This is a genomic window from Vibrio sp. GJ43-1 (assembly GCF_055808835.1).
Map to the genome: position 1 here is coordinate 380,002 of NZ_CM147885.1, position 20,192 is coordinate 400,193.

Below are 20,192 nucleotides of genomic sequence, written 5' to 3' on the forward strand. Positions count from 1 at the left end.
GCTATTAATAGCATTAATTTTATTAGTCCTTTCAAATTTAAAAACTTATATATCAATATTGGATACAAGAATGAATATTAACGCTTATATTTTCGCATCAATCGCAGTGAGCGTACTTACCGCCTGTGGTGGCGGAGGAAGCAATGATGCAAGCACAAGTCACAGCCAAAGTTTTCCATCCTTAAACACAGCGCCAATCTACCAAGGTAATATGGATCAGGCCAAAAAAATTACACCGGAAAAACTGTCTGCTACGCTCAGTAATACATTACTTTTCAACAATTCATCATGGACACCTAATGTCACCACCTATGCTTCGCAACGTGCTATCGCCCCTTTAAATCAAGTAGACCAAGCACTTAACTGTGCCACTGGCACAGGTACAACTACGACGCATATTAACTCTCTCACTCAAACGGGTTATCACATTCAACACTATCAGCAATGTGACCTTGATGGGAGCGGTGTTATCTTCGATGGCACATTACAAATCAATGTGTATGAATCCAATATACAGCTCATGCAACCAGTCACCATGAGCACCTCATACGCCAACTTTAAAATCACCCAACCTGATGGTCGTTATACTCAAATTGATGGCACCATCAAGGAGAACAATTTAGGTTCTTGTCAGCATACCAAAGAAAGTAATATCAGCGTTAATACGAATACTAAGCGAAGAGTCCATATTGGTTGATGTTAAGAGTTCGGCATATTGTCCTGATTCAAGTAATATTTTCTTTACCAATTATACTAACCACTCTGGTAAGGTCTTTTTGTCTGACACTGGATACATTGATATTTCATCGAAAGATTTAAAGTATTTTCAACAAGACTCAAATTTACCCAACGTGTTAGGGACCCCACTCGTGCTTGCGGGAGGAACGCTACAATTTACAGCTATCGATAATATTATGCTGCTCACCGCGCAATATCATGAGACAGAGTCCAACGCTGATATGCCAGATCAATTTGAAATGACCAGTCATATTGTTATCAAAAATAATAACGATAATACACTCTCTTTTGACAAAATAATGCCATCTTGGCTACTCAGCAATCCGAAATTGATTAACTTTAGTGATCAAGATGGTGACAAGCTGTGGGATGGCTACGAAGCGTTTTTCGGTCTCAACCCTCTGATTGATGACAGTGCTGAGGATTTAGATAACGACCAATTCTCAAACCTTAGTGAATTTCTCGGTTTTTCAGACCCTAGTAATGTTGACGATATACCGACCGCTCACGTGACATTAACTTGGTGGGACTCCATGCAAGGTAACGTTCAGCTAGAAGGCGTCGTTTCCCCCTATTATGCTGCCTCTCTTCAACCATTTTCAATCACAGTACAACTCGCAACGCCCGCTCGCTTGTGGCAATGGCAACCCATTGACGGCATTGACTGTACCCTCAACGACTTAGGAAACAACAATAGTAAGATTCAATGCCAGAACCTATCAGCCGAACCTTTGCTGTCCTACCTTGACCCCATCGATTCTGGCGAGCAGTTAACGTCGGTGCTAGGGCACCTTACTTGGCAAGGCGATAATTCAGGTTTTAACCAACCTAGCTATCTTTCGGTACAAACTAGCGGGAATTCGTTGCTGGATTACCATGACACTTTGGTTCAGTAATCGTTAAAGTGTTGGCCTCGATATCAGCGAGGCCAACTTCGTTCATTGACGATTCTGATTAAACATTCCTGTCGAATCTGATGCTAAACCTTATTTTTGGCGAAATACCCAAATCGGCCCAATAAGCAAAAACTGAATATCATCAAAAAACGAGGGCTTTTTACCTTCAATATGGTGACCTAAAAACTGCAGAATCCATAATGCAATAAAGAGGATAATCGATAGAGAAAAATCGGCGCTTGATACAAAGCCAAAAACGATATAACGGCTAAACATGCGAGAGTGAAAAGCAGCATCTGCACCAACACTTGTTTAGACAAACTGGCATAAAACATCATCACAGGTATCATCACGAACCATATCCAGTTAATTTGCACCACACCTAAAGACAACACAGGTAAGGACCAAATAATCCCAACGATTGATAAATAGATCCCAGGCACTGCCACCTTATGAATCTTTCGATTTGTGTTGTTTTGGTGGCTTTCTCCATAAGCATCCAACCATTGCTGTAGCGATCTCATACTCTTCCTTGGTCTCGTCACTTTTATTGACTTATTACTCTAGATCATAATTTCACTCTACGCCAACTGGCTACCTGTTAACGTAACTTACAGGTGATAATTTAACCTAATGACAACGACGGCCTATTATGACCTCACAAAGTACGCAACCTAAGCAAACACTTATGAGGTTCTCATGAAAAAAATAGCATTAACATTCGCACTTACCGCAACATTATCTTCAGGCATGGTTGCCACCAGCCAGGCTTGTACGTCGGCAATATACAATCACGGCTCAGCAAGCCTTTCAGTGCGCACCATGGACTGGTTTGGGCATGATGATGCCGTCGTTGTAGGTGTAGGAAGCGGTATTGAAACTCGCTATGCCGATACGAAGGAGGGGTTAACTGCTCACTCAAAATATGCCGCATTAAAAATTAAGTCCTTTGGCCCACAAATTGTTGCTGAAGCCATGAACGATCAAGGTCTCGTTGCTCGAATTCTTTATCTTGGGTTAGATTACACAAAAATGGCGCCGGAGCGAGAAGGCATTCCTGATGTTGCAGCATCTAAGTTTCCAAGCTATGCCGTCGATAACTTCGCGTCCGTAAAAGACGTTATCGACGACCTGTCAGGTATCGATGTCATTCAGGATTTAGTGTGTGATTTACCTAACCACGAAGGTGAATGTATCCCCGCTCCAGTTCATTACCACTTAACTGATGCGCATGGTGATAGTGCTGTCATTGAGTTCATTGACGGTGAAATTAAGATTTACCACGGTGACGTAAACACCGCACCTAGCGCACAGTACCTTTCAAATGATCCAGAGTTCTCATTTCATATGAATTTAGACAAAGAACAAACCGAAGCAGGATCAACCATTCGCGCCTACGATCGTCGCCTTAGAGCAAAAGCGATATTAGACGACATGTACGCTCGAGATGTCTCAGATAACACACAAGCCTTAAATAGCATGAAGGCGGCAGGCGCCTCCGTTTTTGCTGGCTACAGTCAGCTTGACCCCTATGCTAACGATGTTTTTCCAACACTTTGGACTATCTACACGGATCAAAATGCTAAAGAGATCGTTGTTGACCGCTATGATACTTGGCAAATAGAACGCTATAACTTTGATATGTTCAATAATGAACAACCAAAAGAAGTCATTTTGGGCTCACACCCTAGAGCAAAATTAAACAAATAAGTTTACAGTATAAACTTTAAGCGCATTCTCTCGCCTAGGATTATCATGCTATTAACGACTGAACGGCTACACTATTTGGTAACAATTGCGGAGCTCGGCTCCTTCTCCGCCGCCGCACGAGAGCTGGGCGTTAGTGCGTCCGCTGTCAATCAAGCCGTCCAATCTATGGAGCTGGACCTAGGCGTTATACTTTTTGAACGAGTTGCAGGGAAAAGCCCATCTTTGACGACCGCGGGGCGATCCCTGTACTTCCAAGCACTCGATATTATTCCCCGAATCACTGCAATTGAACAAAAAGCGCGCTCACTACAGCGAGGTGAAGAAACCCAGCTGACCATCGCGACTCACAGTATGACGCTTTATCCTAGCTTTGTGGAGATCATCTCGCAAATGCTAAAACGGTTTCCCGATGTTGACTTAAACCTTATCGATGCTGAAACCCAAGGGTTAGCCGAGGACTCAGAAACACCTGGCGCAGATATCATGATCGCACCAGCTCAACTTCATCCAATAAGAGGCACCGATAACGCCGTTGTCGATGCTATCGAATGGTGCTTTTTAGTCTCGCCGAACCACCCTCTTGCTGCGCTAAAAGGAGAAGTGACACCACAAGATTTAGAACAATATCCACAGATCCTCACCAATGAAGGGGAAATCGCCACGACCGAGTTGGTTGAATCATTACGATTCAGCCCTAAAATAATTCGCTACCAAAGCAGTTACCAGCTGCATGATCTGCTCATGCTTGGGGTCGGTTTTACGTTATACCCAGAACAGTTAGCTAAACCTTACCTAGACCTTGGTCTAGTTAAAAAACTGGATGTCGGGCGTTATGATAATGCGATGGTTTGGTAGGTCGAGATGTCTTGGCGAAGTGGACTAGGTCAAGCTGGACATTGGTTAATTGAAGCCATATTGGATCGAGACAACAAAGAATAGAGGTAAGCATGTTAGAGCAAAACCACACACAATTAATGATTATCGATGTACAAGGCAAACTTGCTCAAATCATGCACGATAAGGACGCCCTCTTTAGCCATTTAAATACCATGACCAAAGCCGCTCTGCTTATGGATCTGCCAATTGTGTGGATAGAGCAGATTCCGGATAAATTAGGAGGAACAATCAACGAGATAAGCCAAGAACTCCCCGACAGAAAGCCCATCGCCAAAACCAGCTTCAGCGCTTGGGGAAGTACCGCTGTTCGCCGTGCAATCGACCCAACGAAAAAACACATTCTACTTGTAGGCATTGAAGCACACATTTGTGTGTATCAAAGCGCAATGGATCTAATGTCTCAAGGGTTTAACGTCCACCTTGTCACGGATGCCATCTCCTCACGCACGCCAGAAAACAAAGCCCTCGCTATTCAGCGGTTAGCGCAAGCTGGCGCGATATTGACCTCCACCGAAATGGCACTTTTTGAACTTCAAAAGTCGGCAGAAGGTGAACAATTTAGAGCCTTACTCAAGCTCATCAAGTAAGTCATAATACAATTTTGATAGCCGTTCCACGCTTGGGGCAATGTCATCCATCGAAGCATTGCCAAATCCAAGCACAATCGCACTGTTACGCGGCTCTCGTGACAGCATGATCTTGTTTTGTGCGGGCTGATAAAAACGCATTGGCCGAACCACGATTCCTACCTGCTCCGCTTGGGTTGATAGTAACACCTCATCTACATTTGAACGCCATTCGACAGTAATATGCAGCCCAGCGCCTTGAGATATCACTACCCAATCCCTGCCGAAATATTGTTGAATCGATGCTGTCATTACCTGAAACTTAGCTTCATACACACGACGCATTTTACGAATATGCCGAACTAATCCGCCCTCGGTAATGAAATCAGCCAACGCTGCTTGAACGTGAGATGGCGTATCACCCGACAGTGCATCTTTAACTTCTAAGCATCTCGCCGCCAAATGTTTTGGTACCACCATATAGCCAATTCGCAACGCATTGAACATGACTTTGCTTGTCGAACCAATATAGATGACTTGGTCAGCCGCGTTTGCTTGAGCCGCCAGCCCTTGCATACTTCGAAAAGGGCGACTGTCAAACTGGAACTCACTGTCATAGTCATCTTCAATGATCCACCGCTTACCACGTTTCGCCCACTCTATAAGCTGCAGTCTCTGGTCGGTATTGAGTGAACACCCCATCGGGTATTGATTACTCGGCGTCAAATAAACCCCAGTTGCCGAACGAGATACAACGGTGTCTACATCAAGCCCCGAACCACCAGACACCTTCACATAGTCATGCTTAATATTGAACAACTCCAGCACTTTGACCACTTGTCGGTATCCAGGGTACTCAACTAAAAAAGGCGCGGTAGCATTTGAAGATTGTGTCACCAGCAACGCAATGGCGATGGATTGCTGGGCACCCGACGTGACAATGATTTGGTCGGCACAACACTCAACAGAGCGACTACTGGTTAAGTAAGTCGCCAGAGCTTCTCTTAGCGCTAATAGCCCTTGTAAATCCTGATTCCCCAATAACGAAGACCGTCCGACATGACGCTGCAAATATCGGTTCCATTGCTTAATTGGAAACTGCGCAAGATCCGCGATACCCGGTGAAAACAAACGGTTACTTGGTGAGTTATTCGTCCCTTGAGGCGTTGGTGAGATAGGCGAGACCGTCGTCAAAAACTGATCCGGTGGCGTCACCGCAACAAAAAAGCCAGATTTAGCTTTCGATACCAAATAACCTTCAGCCAGAAGCTGTTCATAAGTGTATATGACGGTATTCCGGCTCACTTTTAATTCCGAAGCTAACGCTCGCGTTGAAGGTAACCGTGCTCCCGCCAGCCATGAACCACACAAAATTTTTTCTCTAATCTGCTCAAATAGTGCTTGTTGAAGTGTATGCCCTTCATTCACTAAAACTAGGTTCGCCGTATCGATGTCAGCCATTTTGGATCCACAGTTATTTATCAATTGGCACTCTTAACAGTACCAGATATTCATTACTTTTACGGTATCACATTGATTAGGGAGCGAAATTAGATGTTGTCACAAACTAAGCGTACTGAGATAAAAAAAGGCAGTCATAAAGCCGTGCTAGAGCAACAAGCACTGTACGATATCATTGATGAATCATTGATTGCCCATGTCGCCATCACGAATGAGCACGGCCCCGTGATCATTCCCATGTTAGCCTGGCGGCTGAACAACCATGTGTACATTCACGGCGCGAAAAACAGTCAACTACTGCGAACATTAAAATCCGGCCAAGCGACCTGTTTAACCTTTACACTTTTTGACGGCTGGGTATTAGCTCGCTCTGCTTTTCACCATAGCGCTCACTACCGTAGCGCCATGGTTTTTGGCAACTTCACGGCGATTGAAAACAACAATGAGAAAGATAGAATCTTAAACCACTTCATTGAACATATTGCCCCTGGTCGAACACAAGAAGTGAGATTGAGTAGCGAAAAAGAACTCGCCGCCACAGATTTATTAGCGATTGAATTGAATGAAGCTTCAGTAAAAATCGGTCGTCACGGCGTAAACGATGATGCTTCAGATATGAATATCAAAGCATGGGCGGGCGTTTTACCGTATCGAACCGTAATTGGACCACTTGAAGCGTGTGAAGCATTAGATCCACAGATTGATGAGCCAGACTATAGTCATGCCTATCGTGGCCGTTGGCATAACGATTAAATTACAGGAAGTAAATGTGTCTGTTGACCATTTTAGCAATGAGTGGCTCACTAGCTAAATCAGTCAACAGACATAGTGTCGTTTTTTTAATTCCGCTTATTTGTTCGACGACAAAATCCACCACTTTATTCGCTGATAACACGGAACAGTGCAATGACCGTCGCACTCGCTAAAATAAGAAGAAATACAATCAATTCGAACCACCATTCTTTGTCATCCCAACCCAGCATCTCTATATCTGAATCATCGATTTCAAACATCAAATCTTCATAGCCTTCATCCAACTTACACATATGCATCTCCTCGCGTTATGGTTCATTGAATGCTAACCCAGCCTTAACGTTCATAATATCAAGCTTTTTATAATAAACGTTCAAATTAACTAAACGATTATGCTGTTTGGCTGCCTATTATCGAGCTAACCCAAAAAAAATCGCCGTTTGTGCCTCGTTGAAATTACGTAAATATGCGGTCTACACCTAATTGTTACACTTAGTTGCAAGCTAACTCGATAACGATTGATATAACGCATGAGATAATCGAGTCGAGACGCGTTAACGTTTCGTTGTCATTATTTACAAGGGGCTTATGTGTCGAATAATAAAATCGTGAGTAGTTTTGAGTTGGCGAGAATTGTTGCATTGATAGCGGTGATCTCTATTCATTGTCAGCTGTTTTTAACCCACAGCTTGGTGAATGACGAACCTTGGTTCAACTATCTCACTAACCAGGCTGCTCGTTTCGCTGTCCCTTTATTTTTTATCATTGCTGGTTATTTGATACAGCCAAAACTTAACGAGAGTCCCTACCGAACGGTACGGGCCTACAGCTACCCGATTATGGTCATTTGGGCAATATGGAGCGTAACCTATCTGGTTATCCCTTTTAACCTTGCCACTGTCAGTGAATTTGGCTACCTTGCTGAACGCCAGCAATATTGGGACTACCTGATGCAGAACCCACTCAACTCCCTTTTTGAGGGTGGATTAGTGCACTTATGGTTTTTGCCTTCGTTATGTTTAGCCGTATTAATGATCGCATGGTTTGTGGATAACCATTGCCGAACCTTGCTTATTCCTTTTGCTGCCATCATTTACACCTACGGCCTCATCGCTGGTAGCTATCAGGTCATTACTCACGACGAAACCGCGATTTTCACGCGAAATGGTCCGTTTATTAGTTTCTTAATGGTCTCCATAGGATTTGAGATCCGACGTCATCATTGGAAGTTATCAGCCTCAAAGTCGATACTTTTAGCGGTTTTCGGTATCGCTCTACACTATTCCGAAGCCTTTTATTTGCATCAGTTAGGTCACGAATTTAATAGTAACGACTTCTTGATTGGGACTGTTTTTTGGGCGACAGGCCTGTTTTTATGGCTACAAAGTCAACCACAGCTTGGAAATTACCCTATTGTCCATACGTTGGCGAAACTGGTGCTTCCTATGTATGTGGTGCACTTACTCGTCATCATTGGGTTAAATAACGTAGCAGGGTTACTAGGTGTTGAGTTTATGGCTCGAGATGCATTGGTGTTCATTGGTACGCTACTTATCACTCCAGTGATCGTCATCCTCTTAGAAAAGACCCCTTTGTCAACAGCATCGTTTAGAAAGCTTAAACCACCTTCCTCTAAGCAACTTGTATAGACCATCAATAACTGATAGAAAGTGACCAAACTTCCCGTATGGTCACTTTATTATGATTCAGCCCGCATCTCTAGAAGACATCCTTAACGCTCGACGTTCAGTGCGTAAATACGACACCCAAGCCCAGTTTGACCACGACGCGGTAAAGAAAGCGCTAGAACTTGCGACACTCAGCCCAAACAGTAGCAACATGCAAATGTGGGCATTTCATCGTGTTATCAGTGAAGACAAACGACGCCAATTGGCTGACATCTGCATGGGACAAAATGCGGCGAAAACTGCAAATGAACTTATTGTGGTGACAGTAACGCCTAATATTTGGCAGCAACGTGCAAAGATGAACGCGGAAACAGTCCGCGCCGCTTTTGCTGGTCGCGAAGACAGCACTACCAAACGTGCGCTGAAATATTACGACTCGCTCATACCTACGTTGTACAACAACGATAAACTCGGTCTTAGGGGCGTTGCTCGTAAGCTGTTTAGTTTTTGGATTGGGCGCAACAAGCCTATGGTAAGAGAGGTGAGTAAGGAAGATGTTCGTGTGTGCTTACACAAAAGTGCCGCATTGGCGGCCATGACTTTTATGCTCTCTATGCGTGAGCAAGGCTATGACACCTGCCCAATGGAAGGCTTTGATTCACATCGTGCCAAACAATTACTTGGGATGGATCCACGCCATGAAATCACTATGATCATCAGCTGCGGTGTACGTGCTGATGACGGTGTCTATGGTGAGCGCCACCGCGTATCAATGACTGAGGTTGTGTTTGAGCATTGATAATTAATCGTAGCCATATAGCCTTCAGCACTGACAACAAACTTAATCAAAAAAGTGCCAACGCAGGTGTATCAATCAGGCGCATCATAGCGCCTTTTGGGTCTTGATATCATCAGTAATTACGAACTTCATTCAGTGTTTTCCCACAACGCTGAAACAGCGCTTTCCAGTACCTAACGTGTGACTGAGTGGCGATGGTAAATTGTTGGTAGATGGCATGCGTCGGATAATGGCTCATGTCATGATTACCCGCGAGCAACGCTGAATCAATAACACTAATATCCCGTGCAATCACTTGATACTCGGAGCTTATGAACGCCAAATAGGGCTGAACTCTCGCGATGAACTGTTGGTTAAAAACATTAACCAAATAACGAAATCGAGTCATATCTCTACCGGGTCCACAAACAATTCCTGAGTCATGTTCTTTCAGCTGTAAGGTGATTGCATTTAGCCACGCCGTGCTGGCTTTCAATGAAAACAACAGATTGCCAACCACGCGCTGCTTCTCTAGAACTTCTTGATACGCCATCAATGGCTCTGGCATCTCTAGTGCTGATGAGGTTCCCGCTTGGACGCCAAGTATGTAATCCGACACTTGATTCAGTTTTTCTAATGCTGGTTGAACATAAACCGCTGTTCGGCTAGCGTTTAACACCACCCACCCATCGCTATTCAATTGAGACCTCATTGCGTCACTGGACAACACAAGGTTAGAGAAATAGTACGGCAGGTAGTGATATTTACTATCAAGTATCGCTTGTAGTTCCGACTTCAAATCACTGTCAATACTGTCTGACGCTAGGCATGCCTCTAATCCTACAATAAGCTGTAGTTGATAGTCGAAATACCGAAATTCATCTTGCACCTTACCAAGCGACGAGTTCTTTTCTGCAACCAACCCAAACAGTCCACATTTGCGAAGCTGATAAGTTTGTACGATGCCTAATGTGGTAACAGGGATAGTCAGAAAGATGTCCCGTTTATCGGGCAGGCTTACCAAGCTAACGTCAGGGACAATGGCAACAGGTTGCTGCTGCACCGAGGCAATACGATGTTGATAATCACTAAAGAGGTCTCCTTGAGCATTCGATTGAAAGCACCCAGCGACACTGACCGTACTCACAATAAGCAACGCGCAGCGCTTTATCGATATCAAAGACATTAAATTTGGCAACAACACCATGTTTCACTCAAGGGTCTACATATCAATTATTACGTAAGACTAGCCCACTATCGCTCATAATCGCTCACAATTTTTTTGCTTGGTGTGTTCCACATGTCCTCCAAGATATAGAGTGTATACTCCAACGAACATCAAAATTAATCGCTCGTTAATACAATACATTGACTATCTTTTCGCAGCCTACCTAAGCGTCATTGAGCACTGCCCAAACATAAAACGTTTATTTAAATCAAACACATAAATTCAAATAACCAACAAAAAACATGAGATCCTGCATTAACGCCAGAAAATATAGTGAAATATATTTCGAAAAAACCAAAATAACGCTTTACTTACCACAGGGGTCGGGTATGATTTGTCTCGCTCTGTTGAACAGAGTTATTAATGAAACATCAAGTAAAAGTAAAGCCTTAGAATGCCCACGTTAGTGTTGTTATCCTCAGTGTTTCCCTTGCTTCATCGTAACATTAAATAATTCCGAGCTATCAGCGCATCGCAATTTCGCGATAACTTTATGAAATTAAATATATTAAGGGGCTCTCATGTCTAACAAAACTACTGGCATCGTAAAATGGTTTAACGAAGAGAAAGGTTTCGGTTTCATTACTCAAGACAACGGCGGTGCTGACGTATTCGTTCACTTCCGTGCTATCGCTTCTGAAGGTTTCAAAACTCTTGCTGAAGGCCAAAAAGTGTCTTTTGAAGTAGAGCAAGGCCAAAAAGGCCCACAAGCTGCAAACGTAGTAGCTATCTAATTTAAGAGCGGCGCAAACAGTCTACTGTTTGCGCCACTTTTTATCCCCCCTAGCACCACCCCTTCTGTTATCTCTAAGACCTCCAGCAGTTAACTCATTACTTAAAACCAGACAAACCAAGAACGTTCGCTTTCTTTTTTAATTTCGCCTTTTATTTCTATATTTCTGGAATTTAAGTTTAATTAAACCAACATGACTAATTGCTCTTCAATCGCTTTGATACACACATTTACTGACATTGGTACGCTCTGACTAAATGGATTAAGTGCGTAAATTGAATTTGGCGGCAGATGATGATTCGGTAATACAGGCACGAGCTTGGGACTTACCAATGGTAAATAAAAATCAGGTACGAGACCGATCCCTGCCCCCTGAGTGACTAATGATAAGCTACTATGAAATGAATTTGTCATGCAGCGAGCCTCTTTACGGTATTCCTGATTTGCCTCTTTCTTACTGGTAAAAACATGATGAATTTGCCTACCTTGCCAATGATTAGAGATATAATTAAGGTCATCCAACGCCGTGCTGGACACCAACGATGCTTCCCCACATAACACATCTCGAAACTGGCCCAAACGTCGCTGTTTTAAATTGCTGCTTTTCGACGGTCCTACCCGAATCGCCAGATCGATGTCATGCTCATAAAAATCAATATGTTGATCACTACTTATCAGCTCCGGTTCCAAACGTGGGTATTGCTGCATTAAATCACCAATAATCGGCGTTATGAGAGTCTCCATGAGGGCATTTGGCGCTGTTATCCTGACTCTTCCTGTTGGCTCTGCTACCAACTCTTGAGCCTCAGCCCAAGCCGAATCGATAATGCAGTTAAGATCCTTGCAACGAGAATAAAAGCTTCGACCTGCCTCTGTGAGTGCCTGTCGTCGGGTCGTTCGCTTAAGTAGCGTTAGACCTAATTCTGTTTCAAGCGCTTTTAGGTGCTGACTCACGACCGACTTTGATAGCTCTAATGTATCTGCAGCCGCTGAAATAGAGCCCGCTTCAACAATATGCGCGAAGATTGACATTTGTCTTAGACGATTCATTTTATTGTTCTGTTTTATTAAACATTCCTTTTTAATATAACTATTTTTCAATGCTAATCATAGCGCTATGCTGGACCCGTATTCAGTTATTTAAGTAAGGGCTCCTTATGTCAAACCATCAAACACTCAACGCCTGCAAACAAGGTATCGCTGCATGGCAAGACGCATTTAACAACCAAGATGCTCAAGGTTGTGCTGCGCAATATAACGAAAACTGTACCATGCATGCTCGCCCCTTTGGGACGTTCGAAGGTCGAGACGCCATACAAGCGTTTTGGCAAAATATAATGGACCAAGGTTTCAAAGAAGTTGAATACACCGATACTCAGTGGCAAGCTCATGGAGAAAAGGGCTATATATTGACATCAAGCTGGACAATGAATAAAGCCTTTGGCGTCGTTCATCGTGAATTGTGGGCAGTAGAAGATGACGGTAAAGCGCGACTTATTAGCGATGACTTCGAAGTTCAGGGAGAACGGTAGCCCAACTTCGCTAAGGTTCAAACAGCTGGGTGAGGTCTTCACTCAGCTCTTCAAAAACAAGATGACTTTCAAGCACTTTGTCGACGACATACTCATAACGCTCTATGTCGAGGACATCATTCACTTCTTTGTTGTATTTTGCGCCAACCACCAGCCCCGCAAGCACAGATACCACCGCTATTACTTTCAGCATACAATTCCTTTTGAATGGTTTCCTTACCAATCTTGTTTCAGTATAAACTTCATCACTAGAAAATAAAGAATTGATCTAAATCAAAAGTAAAGAATGGCTGAGGCGCGTATAGCAATAATGTGAATGATTGATGTGCTAGAACGGAGCCGCTCTTTAGTAGCGAGTATTCACCACCAACTCCGACTCTAATTTACTACCCGATATAAAAAATGCCCGGGATAGTACCCGGGCATTTCTATCGAAGTCAGATTTACAAGGCAGTAACCACGTTAACAAGAGCAGTACTGACGCTGCATAGACGTTTTCACCACTCGATTGTCAATGGAAAAAAAGACATGATCCAGCTGAAATACTCTCTCCAACCATGTCATTGCTAACCCTCCACTTCAGCCATATCGATATTCAAAGCAGCAGCCAGACCTTCCGCGTAATCACGATCAGCTTGCAATGCGTGCCAAATATGCTTGAGCTGGATAGGTTTAGACGCCGCGCCTACCGAACGAGCCGTATTTTCAAACAAGCGTTGTTGCTCTTCTTTAGTCATTAGGCGGAAGAGATCACCTGCTTGTGTGAAGTAATCACTATCTTCACGGTGATCCCAATGCCCCGCATCTCCCTCGATGGCTAACGCTGGCTCAGCATATTCAGATTGCTCTGCCCACTCCCCATACTGATTAGGTTCATAACCTTTTGTTGAGCCATAGTTACCATCAATACGCATTGCCCCATCTCGGTGATAACTGTGTACTGGACAACGTGGTGCATTGACTGGGATCTGATGATGGTTTACGCCTAAACGATAGCGTTGGGCATCACCATAAGCAAACAAACGACCTTGCAGCATTCTATCTGGAGAAAACCCTACTCCTGGGACAATAGCAGCTGGATTAAATGCCGATTGCTCCACTTCAGCAAAGAAGTTTTCAGGGTTGCGGTTTAATTCAAACTCACCGACTTCGATCAGTGGGAAATCACCATGAGGCCATACTTTAGTAAGATCAAACGGATTAAACTCACTCGCATTAGCCTGTGCTTCCGTCATAACTTGAATCTGCATCGTCCATTTTGGAAACTCACCATTTTCAATACTTTCGTATAGATCACGGTGGTGACTTTCGCGGTCACGTCCTACTAACGCTTCTGCTTCTTGGTCCGTTAAGTTCTTGATCCCTTGCTGTGTTTGGAAATGAAATTTCACCCAAACACGTTCGTTGTCAGCATTAATTAAACTAAAGGTATGGCTACCAAAACCGTTCATATGACGGTAGGTGGCAGGAATACCACGGTCACTCATGACAATGGTGACTTGATGAAATGCTTCAGGTAATGACGTCCAAAAATCCCAGTTATTTTCTGCGCTACGCATATTGGTGCGAGGATCGCGTTTAACCGCATGATTTAGGTCTGGAAATTTGAGTGGGTCGCGCAAAAAGAATACCGGCGTATTATTACCGACTAGATCCCAGTTTCCTTCTTCCGTATAAAATTTTAACGCAAAGCCACGAATATCGCGCTCAGCATCCGCCGCGCCGCGCTCACCTGCCACCGTGGTAAAGCGAGCAAACAACTCGGTCGTTTTACCCACCTCTGAAAAAATTGCCGCTTTGGTGTACTGAGTAATGTCATTAGTAACGGTAAACTTGCCGTAAGCCCCAGAGCCTTTGGCATGCATACGACGCTCAGGGATCACTTCGCGGTCAAAATGCGCCATCTTTTCTAAAAACCAGACATCTTGCAGCAACATCGGGCCACGCTTACCAGCAGTCGCCACGTTTTGGTTATGTGCAACAGGACAACCTGCCGCTGTCGTTAATTTCTTAGTCATAGTAGATCCTTAGTGATCAAATCATCGCCGATTGAATACACTTACTATAAATGCGGACAATAAAAATAGACAACGGGATCTAACTATCAATTCGATAAGCAATAGCTATCGAACCACCAAACGTTATTTGCGCGGCAAATTCAAATACATGCTCATTCAAAGTCGCCCTTACAACGATTTCACTCGCGATGGCAGAAAGATTTCACCCAGCATACAACGCACGCTTCCACCACCAACGGTCTCAATGGTAGAGACGTCGAAAGGGAGTAGCTTTCCATGCGTGCTCAATTGCTGCCGTTGTGAAGGCGTAAAGGCATCATACGCCGATTGTGACATGGCAATGACTTTGTCGCCATTCACCGTTTCCAGCTGAAGAATATTGCCACAAAAATGATTCATCTGAGGCTCACTGATGGTGATCACTTGCTTGGACTTAGCCAAAGATTTAATCACAAATCGGCGCTCATATTCCGGAATAAGGTCTGCACAAATCACCGCAAAATTTTCTCCAATCGCCATCATCACATTGGTGTGATAAATCGGTAGTCCCGATGGAAGTGCCGTTTGAAAAGAGACCACGCGATGATAACCAATACGCTTGGCATAATCCTCCAGCGCCTCTCTTTCACAACGCTGAGACAAAGCCGCATAGATAGTTCGGTTAACATGGTCTTTAACCATCACACCAGTGCTTTCTAAATAAGCACCTCGCTTAGCGTAGCTTTCCATGGAATCAGTTGCGATAATCACTCGCCCAGCAGCGCGTAAGGATTTCATTAGCGCTTCAGGGCGCACTTCATGCTGGCGGTTATTACATGCCATTGGAAACGTATAAAACGCCCCATCTTGCGTAGTACTAAACCAATTATTTGGAAAGACAGCATCGGGGGTTTCTTGCTCTGATTTCGGGTAATCAAACTCGACGACTTGCACGCCAACCTTGCGCAGCGCCGCTACCATAGTATTGAACTCGCCCATGGCAGCAGCACGTACAGCAACCGAGTCCATCGTCACTGGCTGTTGAAATTCATTATCTTTTGCTGTTTCAGCATTAAAACCGAACTCTTTAGGGGGCACCATCACCACACAATTCGCATTTTGAACCGAGCATTGTAACTTTGATTGACGGGGCCATTTTAGATGTAAAGCTGTTCCTTGATTCATATTGAGTCCACTCATTCTACAAACTTCATCAACGATTTTTGAATTGTAAGCAAAATGTTAATTGTCAATTAACTGAATTCAACCCTATTTGACATCAAAGACTCCACTCATTAACTGCATTATTCACTTTATTCAGACGTATTTACTGAATATCCAAGCAAGTCAGTAAAATCGTCAACTATTTTGCACCGATTCCGCCATTTTTCTTTGATATGCCTACAACAAAGTAACAATATTGTTTCATATTCAAACTAATCTAATGACACAACTTGAGCCAGTTGATTGAAAGTTATACACTTAATTTCGTAGCCCTTTGAATCTTGTCATACTATCCGTTTCGTTGGCGTTGCAATTTCGTCATAAATTTAATGCACTCCACTGTGCTCTTCAGCGAAATGGAACCTTCGCCATGTAAAATAAAAACGGCTTAAAAACAAATTCTTACTAAAGACTTCTCTCTGCCTATTGTGGCGAGAGTTCGTCATTTTATTCTGAATGCAGTCGAGCATTCATAGCACCTAGGTGAATCATGTTTAAACGCTTTGAATCTTTCACAAAAGCTTTTCCAAAGCAGGAGCCCGAGCAACCGCCAGAGGGCATCTTTGCTTTTTGTCGACACTTTACTCGTGGATTCGAAAAGCCATTAATTCTAATGGCACTACTCAGTACCACTGTCGCGATTATAGAAGTGGCGCTATTTAGCTTCATGGGTGAACTGGTCGATTTACTAACCGCCAGCACACCCGAAACCTTTATGGCAGAAAACGGAAGCACTCTCTTTTGGATCGGGCTCGTAATTCTGCTCGTCATGCCAGCCCTTATTTTGGTGTACTCTTTATTGACGCACCAAACCTTGCTTGGCAACTACCCCATGTCTATCCGATGGCAAATGCATCGCTACTTGTTAAAGCAAAGTTTGTCCTTTTACCAAGATGATTTTGCGGGAAGAGTCGCGACTAAAGTGATGCAAACGGCATTAGCGGTTCGCGAAACGGTGATGAAAACCGCTGACGTTTTTGTCTATGTCATGGTGTATTTTACCTCCATGCTGTTTATCTTGGCACAGGCCGATCTTTGGCTAATGCTGCCAATGCTTTTGTGGCTATTCGCTTATATTGGTATCCAGCTTTATTTTGTCCCAAAGCTGAAAAAAGTAGCAGCAGAGCAAGCGGATTCTCGCTCTTTGATGACAGGACGAATAGTAGACAGCTACACCAACATCTCTACCGTCAAACTCTTTTCACACAGTAAAAGAGAGACAGAATATGCCAAAGAAGGCATGGACGGATTTCTCGATACCGTTCACAGGCAAATGCGCCTAGTGACAGGGTTTGATGTCTGTGTACAGCTTGCTAACTACATTTTATTGTTCTCTATCGCTGGCATTTCCATCTATTTATGGATGCAGAGCGCCATCACCATTGGTGCCATCGCCATCGCGATTAGTTTGGCGCTGCGAATCAATGGCATGTCGATGTGGATCATGTGGGAAGTGGGGGCGTTATTTGAAAACATGGGTACCGTGGTCGATGGCATCAAAACGATGTCTAAGCCTATCGCTATCCAAGATAAACCTGATGCTAAGCCGATTGTCGTCGACCAAGGCGGTATTGAGTTTGATAACGTCAGCTTCCACTATGGTGAGAATAAAGGCGTGATTAGTAACCTCAACCTCAACATTAAACCGGGAGAGAAAGTTGGCCTAGTTGGTCGCTCTGGTGCAGGGAAGTCTACACTTGTGAACCTGCTGCTTCGTTTCCATGACGTCGAGGGCGGTCAGATCCGAATCGATGGTCAAACAATTTCAGAGGTCACACAAGATTCTCTACGCAGCAAAATTGGCATGGTCACACAAGATACCTCGCTGCTGCACCGCTCTATCCGAGAAAACATCATGTATGGTCGTCCGGATGCCACTGAAGACGATCTCCTCTCGGCCACTAAACAAGCCCATGCCAATGAGTTTGTCGAAACCCTTACCGACCCGTTTGGTAACGTGGGCTACGATGCGCAAGTCGGTGAGCGAGGCGTGAAACTTTCTGGGGGACAAAGACAACGTATTGCTATCTCACGAGTCCTGCTTAAAAATGCGCCGATCTTGATCCTCGATGAAGCAACATCCGCGCTTGATTCTGAAGTTGAAGCAGCAATTCAAGAAAGCCTGAATGAACTTATGGAAGGCAAAACCGTGATTGCTATTGCGCATCGCCTATCAACTATTGCTGCGATGGACCGCTTGATTGTTTTAGATCAGGGTCAAGTTCTTGAAGAAGGCACACACCAAGAGTTGATTGAACAAAAAGGCGTTTACGCGCAGCTTTGGGCGCATCAGACTGGTGGGTTTATTTGCGGTGAGGACAACGTAGAACAGGAAGGAGTAGCGTAGTCCACCTAGGCTCGAACAATATGTTGTAAGGTAAATAACCATCAAACAAAGCCACTTAGTTTAGCTGCCAGTCACGGATTTTAGCTAAACATGGGTGGCTTTCTTTTTATGTAGCGAAGCAGGTTCCCAATTCACTACACGCACACAGCACAAGGCACTCACACTATTTAAATGACCAATTGCAACAAATTCACCACCGCGACCAGCAAAATCGATAATGCGATAAACTTCTTAATTCCAGCCTCACTATTCGATGTTTGATGCTGCTCATAGTGAAACCTTCTAGCACGCCAATGACCACATCCAAATAACAACAGACTCAACACCGCTAAAGCAACGCTGCCAATCATTAAAGAAAGTTGCTGATTAGTGATTGCATATTTCATCATTACCATCGCTAGTAACAGGCTCAACCACATCGTTCGAAACCATGCTAATACTGTTCTCTCTAGCTGTAGTCCAGGATCTTTTATCCTCATCGCTACCTCTGCCTCACGGCAACCACATCATGGCAATAACCAACATAGCGACCAGAAAGATGATAATACTGATGACCTTAATCGCGACCGAATACGACAGTTCCCGACCGTTGCGCATGGCGCGCTCATTGGATGCCCAGCGTATATAAGCCAACAACGGTAGTGCTGCCGCCATCACGCAAAGTATCGCCGACAACAACAACCTCATGTTCGAAGCCGCAAACTCGGGTACTAGATGTTCAATTCCAACCGCGCCAGCAAGCAACGCCAAAGAAGTACGAATCCATGATAAGTACGTGCGTTCATTGGCCAAAGAAAACCGATAATCAGGTGCCTGCCCTTCGCTTCTCCAGTTCGATGATTTAGTGTATTTCAATGGTTATCCTTGCTCAGTATTAGCGGTTAAAAATAAAGACAAAGCGAATCGTAAATTCCTGACTCATCATGGTGGGTTGTCACAATATTGGCGATTTCTTTGACTTCTAACGGGCTATTTCCCATTGCAATTCCCAATCCAGCACTGACCAATAACTCTATGTCATTGCTGTAATTCCCAAAGGCAACCGTATCAACTACATCATAGGACTTAGCTTGTAATAACTGGCTCAAGGCCTGCGCTTTATTCGTGCCAAGGGTTGTAATGTCCGCCATCGTTTGGCTCGATTGAGTGAAATTCAATTCATGGTCATCGCAATACGTTTGTAATGCTTTAAGTACCGCAAGGTCTTTTGTTTCAACCACGGCTTTATAGATGGTCAATGATTGCGCGAATGAGACGAACTGCTCTTCGTGCACCTGCTGATAGGTAGGTACACCATTTGGTTCGCGCGTTCTCTCCCACTCAGACATTTGTTGAAAGCTGGGCGCCGCTTGATATAAGTAAATGTGCTTAGGGCTGATGATCCTCACGGCAACATCCAGCGGTTTACAGAACGTAAGTAACGCACTAAGGCTATTTCTATCTAATGGGCGGCCATGAATAATGTCCTTGGACTTTGCGTCAAAGCAATACGCCCCATTACAGCAAATTAATGGCGTCTCTAACCCAAGTTCATTAGCATAAGGCAACATCAGTTGATGGGGTCGACCACTTGCAAGATAAATATCAACCTTCGTTGATTGTAAATTTTGGATAACGGCTTTATTTTCGGTCAGAATCTGATGGCGGCTATTAAGTAGTGTTCCATCTAGGTCGAACACAACAGACTGATAGTTGTACATAGCG

General features: G+C 44.0%; 21 protein-coding genes and 1 pseudogene. 11 read left to right on the forward strand and 11 right to left on the reverse strand.

All coding sequences use genetic code 11. The annotated features are described in order from the left end of the window. The first annotated feature begins 70 nt into the window (after positions 1–70). Together AC0L66_RS19020 and AC0L66_RS19025 are read left to right on the forward strand one after the other, a co-directional pair. Positions 71–697, forward strand: a complete 627-nt coding sequence (locus tag AC0L66_RS19020; RefSeq protein ID WP_473570413.1) for a hypothetical protein — start codon at positions 71–73, stop codon at positions 695–697. Beyond that, the gene (locus AC0L66_RS19025) at positions 690–1,634 is read left to right on the forward strand and encodes a hypothetical protein (protein WP_473570415.1); all 945 of its coding nucleotides are present in this window, start codon (positions 690–692) and stop codon (positions 1,632–1,634) included. The genes AC0L66_RS19020 and AC0L66_RS19025 overlap by 8 nt, the downstream gene beginning before the upstream one ends. Positions 1,635–1,724: 90 nt before the next feature. Here AC0L66_RS19025 and AC0L66_RS19030 read toward each other — a convergent pair. Continuing rightward, a pseudogene (locus tag AC0L66_RS19030) lies at positions 1,725–2,158 on the reverse strand (Mpo1 family 2-hydroxy fatty acid dioxygenase). 175 nt (positions 2,159–2,333) lie between these two features. Between AC0L66_RS19030 and AC0L66_RS19035 the strand changes: the two are divergent. The 3 genes from AC0L66_RS19035 to AC0L66_RS19045 all read left to right on the forward strand — a co-directional run bounded on the left by AC0L66_RS19035 (position 2,334) and on the right by AC0L66_RS19045 (position 4,828). Next, the gene (locus AC0L66_RS19035; RefSeq protein WP_473570417.1) at positions 2,334–3,344 is read left to right on the forward strand and encodes a linear amide C-N hydrolase; all 1,011 of its coding nucleotides are present in this window, start codon (positions 2,334–2,336) and stop codon (positions 3,342–3,344) included. Between the two features lie 45 nt (positions 3,345–3,389). Continuing rightward, positions 3,390–4,199 carry a LysR family transcriptional regulator gene (locus AC0L66_RS19040; protein ID WP_473570418.1) on the forward strand — a complete coding sequence of 270 codons (810 nt, stop codon included), beginning with the start codon at positions 3,390–3,392 and terminating at the stop codon, positions 4,197–4,199. A 92-nt stretch (positions 4,200–4,291) separates the two neighbouring features. Next, entirely contained in the window at positions 4,292–4,828 is a 537-nt protein-coding gene (locus AC0L66_RS19045) for a hydrolase (RefSeq protein ID WP_265676010.1), read from the forward strand. On the opposite strand, the gene pdxR is transcribed toward AC0L66_RS19045, so the two are convergent. After that, on the reverse strand, positions 4,808–6,268 hold the full coding sequence (gene pdxR, locus AC0L66_RS19050) for a MocR-like pyridoxine biosynthesis transcription factor PdxR (RefSeq protein WP_473570419.1): 1,461 nt from the start codon (positions 6,266–6,268) through the stop codon (positions 4,808–4,810). The two genes, AC0L66_RS19045 and pdxR, sit on opposite strands and share 21 nt — an antisense overlap. 93 nt (positions 6,269–6,361) lie before the next feature. On the opposite strand from pdxR, the gene AC0L66_RS19055 reads away from it, so the two are divergent. Beyond that, positions 6,362–7,021: a pyridoxamine 5'-phosphate oxidase family protein gene (locus AC0L66_RS19055; protein WP_473570421.1), complete on the forward strand. Its 660-nt coding sequence runs from the start codon at positions 6,362–6,364 to the stop codon at positions 7,019–7,021. 125 nt (positions 7,022–7,146) lie between these two features. On the opposite strand, the gene AC0L66_RS19060 is transcribed toward AC0L66_RS19055, so the two are convergent. Further along, positions 7,147–7,314, reverse strand: a complete 168-nt coding sequence (locus tag AC0L66_RS19060; protein WP_265676013.1) for a hypothetical protein — start codon at positions 7,312–7,314, stop codon at positions 7,147–7,149. Positions 7,315–7,611: 297 nt separating this feature from the next. On the opposite strand from AC0L66_RS19060, the gene AC0L66_RS19065 reads away from it, so the two are divergent. Beyond that, positions 7,612–8,670, forward strand: a complete 1,059-nt coding sequence (locus tag AC0L66_RS19065; protein WP_265676014.1) for an acyltransferase — start codon at positions 7,612–7,614, stop codon at positions 8,668–8,670. A 52-nt stretch (positions 8,671–8,722) separates the two neighbouring features. After that, positions 8,723–9,448 (forward strand): nitroreductase family protein, encoded by a 726-nt coding sequence (locus tag AC0L66_RS19070; protein WP_473570422.1) that lies wholly within the window; start codon positions 8,723–8,725, stop codon positions 9,446–9,448. A gap of 112 nt (positions 9,449–9,560) precedes the next feature. On the opposite strand, the gene AC0L66_RS19075 is transcribed toward AC0L66_RS19070, so the two are convergent. Beyond that, on the reverse strand, positions 9,561–10,634 hold the full coding sequence (locus tag AC0L66_RS19075; protein ID WP_473570423.1) for a DUF3080 family protein: 1,074 nt from the start codon (positions 10,632–10,634) through the stop codon (positions 9,561–9,563). Positions 10,635–11,176: 542 nt separating this feature from the next. Between AC0L66_RS19075 and cspE the strand changes: the two genes are divergently transcribed. Next, complete coding sequence (cspE, locus tag AC0L66_RS19080; RefSeq protein WP_102468123.1) at positions 11,177–11,389, forward strand: transcription antiterminator/RNA stability regulator CspE; 213 nt, start codon at positions 11,177–11,179, stop codon at positions 11,387–11,389. A 182-nt stretch (positions 11,390–11,571) separates the two neighbouring features. On the opposite strand, the gene AC0L66_RS19085 is transcribed toward cspE, so the two are convergent. Further along, positions 11,572–12,438: a LysR family transcriptional regulator gene (locus AC0L66_RS19085; RefSeq protein WP_265676027.1), complete on the reverse strand. Its 867-nt coding sequence runs from the start codon at positions 12,436–12,438 to the stop codon at positions 11,572–11,574. A 107-nt stretch (positions 12,439–12,545) separates the two neighbouring features. Between AC0L66_RS19085 and AC0L66_RS19090 the strand changes: the two genes are divergently transcribed. After that, the gene (locus AC0L66_RS19090) at positions 12,546–12,920 is read left to right on the forward strand and encodes a YybH family protein (RefSeq protein ID WP_265676028.1); all 375 of its coding nucleotides are present in this window, start codon (positions 12,546–12,548) and stop codon (positions 12,918–12,920) included. A gap of 10 nt (positions 12,921–12,930) precedes the next feature. On the opposite strand, the gene AC0L66_RS19095 is transcribed toward AC0L66_RS19090, so the two are convergent. From AC0L66_RS19095 to AC0L66_RS19105, 3 genes are all read right to left on the reverse strand, one after another. Continuing rightward, the gene (locus AC0L66_RS19095; protein ID WP_473570425.1) at positions 12,931–13,113 is read right to left on the reverse strand and encodes a hypothetical protein; all 183 of its coding nucleotides are present in this window, start codon (positions 13,111–13,113) and stop codon (positions 12,931–12,933) included. Positions 13,114–13,486: 373 nt separating this feature from the next. After that, on the reverse strand, positions 13,487–14,938 hold the full coding sequence (gene katE2 / locus AC0L66_RS19100; RefSeq protein WP_265676030.1) for a catalase KatE2: 1,452 nt from the start codon (positions 14,936–14,938) through the stop codon (positions 13,487–13,489). 168 nt (positions 14,939–15,106) lie between these two features. Next, entirely contained in the window at positions 15,107–16,102 is a 996-nt protein-coding gene (locus AC0L66_RS19105) for an arginine deiminase-related protein (protein WP_473570427.1), read from the reverse strand. A gap of 529 nt (positions 16,103–16,631) precedes the next feature. On the opposite strand from AC0L66_RS19105, the gene AC0L66_RS19110 reads away from it, so the two are divergent. After that, positions 16,632–18,488 carry an ABC transporter ATP-binding protein gene (locus AC0L66_RS19110; RefSeq protein ID WP_265676032.1) on the forward strand — a complete coding sequence of 619 codons (1,857 nt, stop codon included), beginning with the start codon at positions 16,632–16,634 and terminating at the stop codon, positions 18,486–18,488. A 167-nt stretch (positions 18,489–18,655) separates the two neighbouring features. Here the strand turns inward: AC0L66_RS19110 and AC0L66_RS19115 are convergent, their stop codons facing one another. The 3 genes from AC0L66_RS19115 to AC0L66_RS19125 are packed head-to-tail and all read right to left on the reverse strand — an operon-like array spanning position 18,656 to position 20,188. Then, positions 18,656–18,967, reverse strand: coding sequence for a DUF202 domain-containing protein (locus AC0L66_RS19115; protein WP_265676033.1), 312 nt, complete (start codon positions 18,965–18,967; stop codon positions 18,656–18,658). A 13-nt stretch (positions 18,968–18,980) separates the two neighbouring features. Next, entirely contained in the window at positions 18,981–19,343 is a 363-nt protein-coding gene (locus tag AC0L66_RS19120) for a YidH family protein (RefSeq protein ID WP_265676034.1), read from the reverse strand. 26 nt (positions 19,344–19,369) lie between these two features. Continuing rightward, positions 19,370–20,188, reverse strand: coding sequence for an HAD family hydrolase (locus tag AC0L66_RS19125; RefSeq protein ID WP_265676035.1), 819 nt, complete (start codon positions 20,186–20,188; stop codon positions 19,370–19,372). Positions 20,189–20,192: the final 4 nt, after the last annotated feature.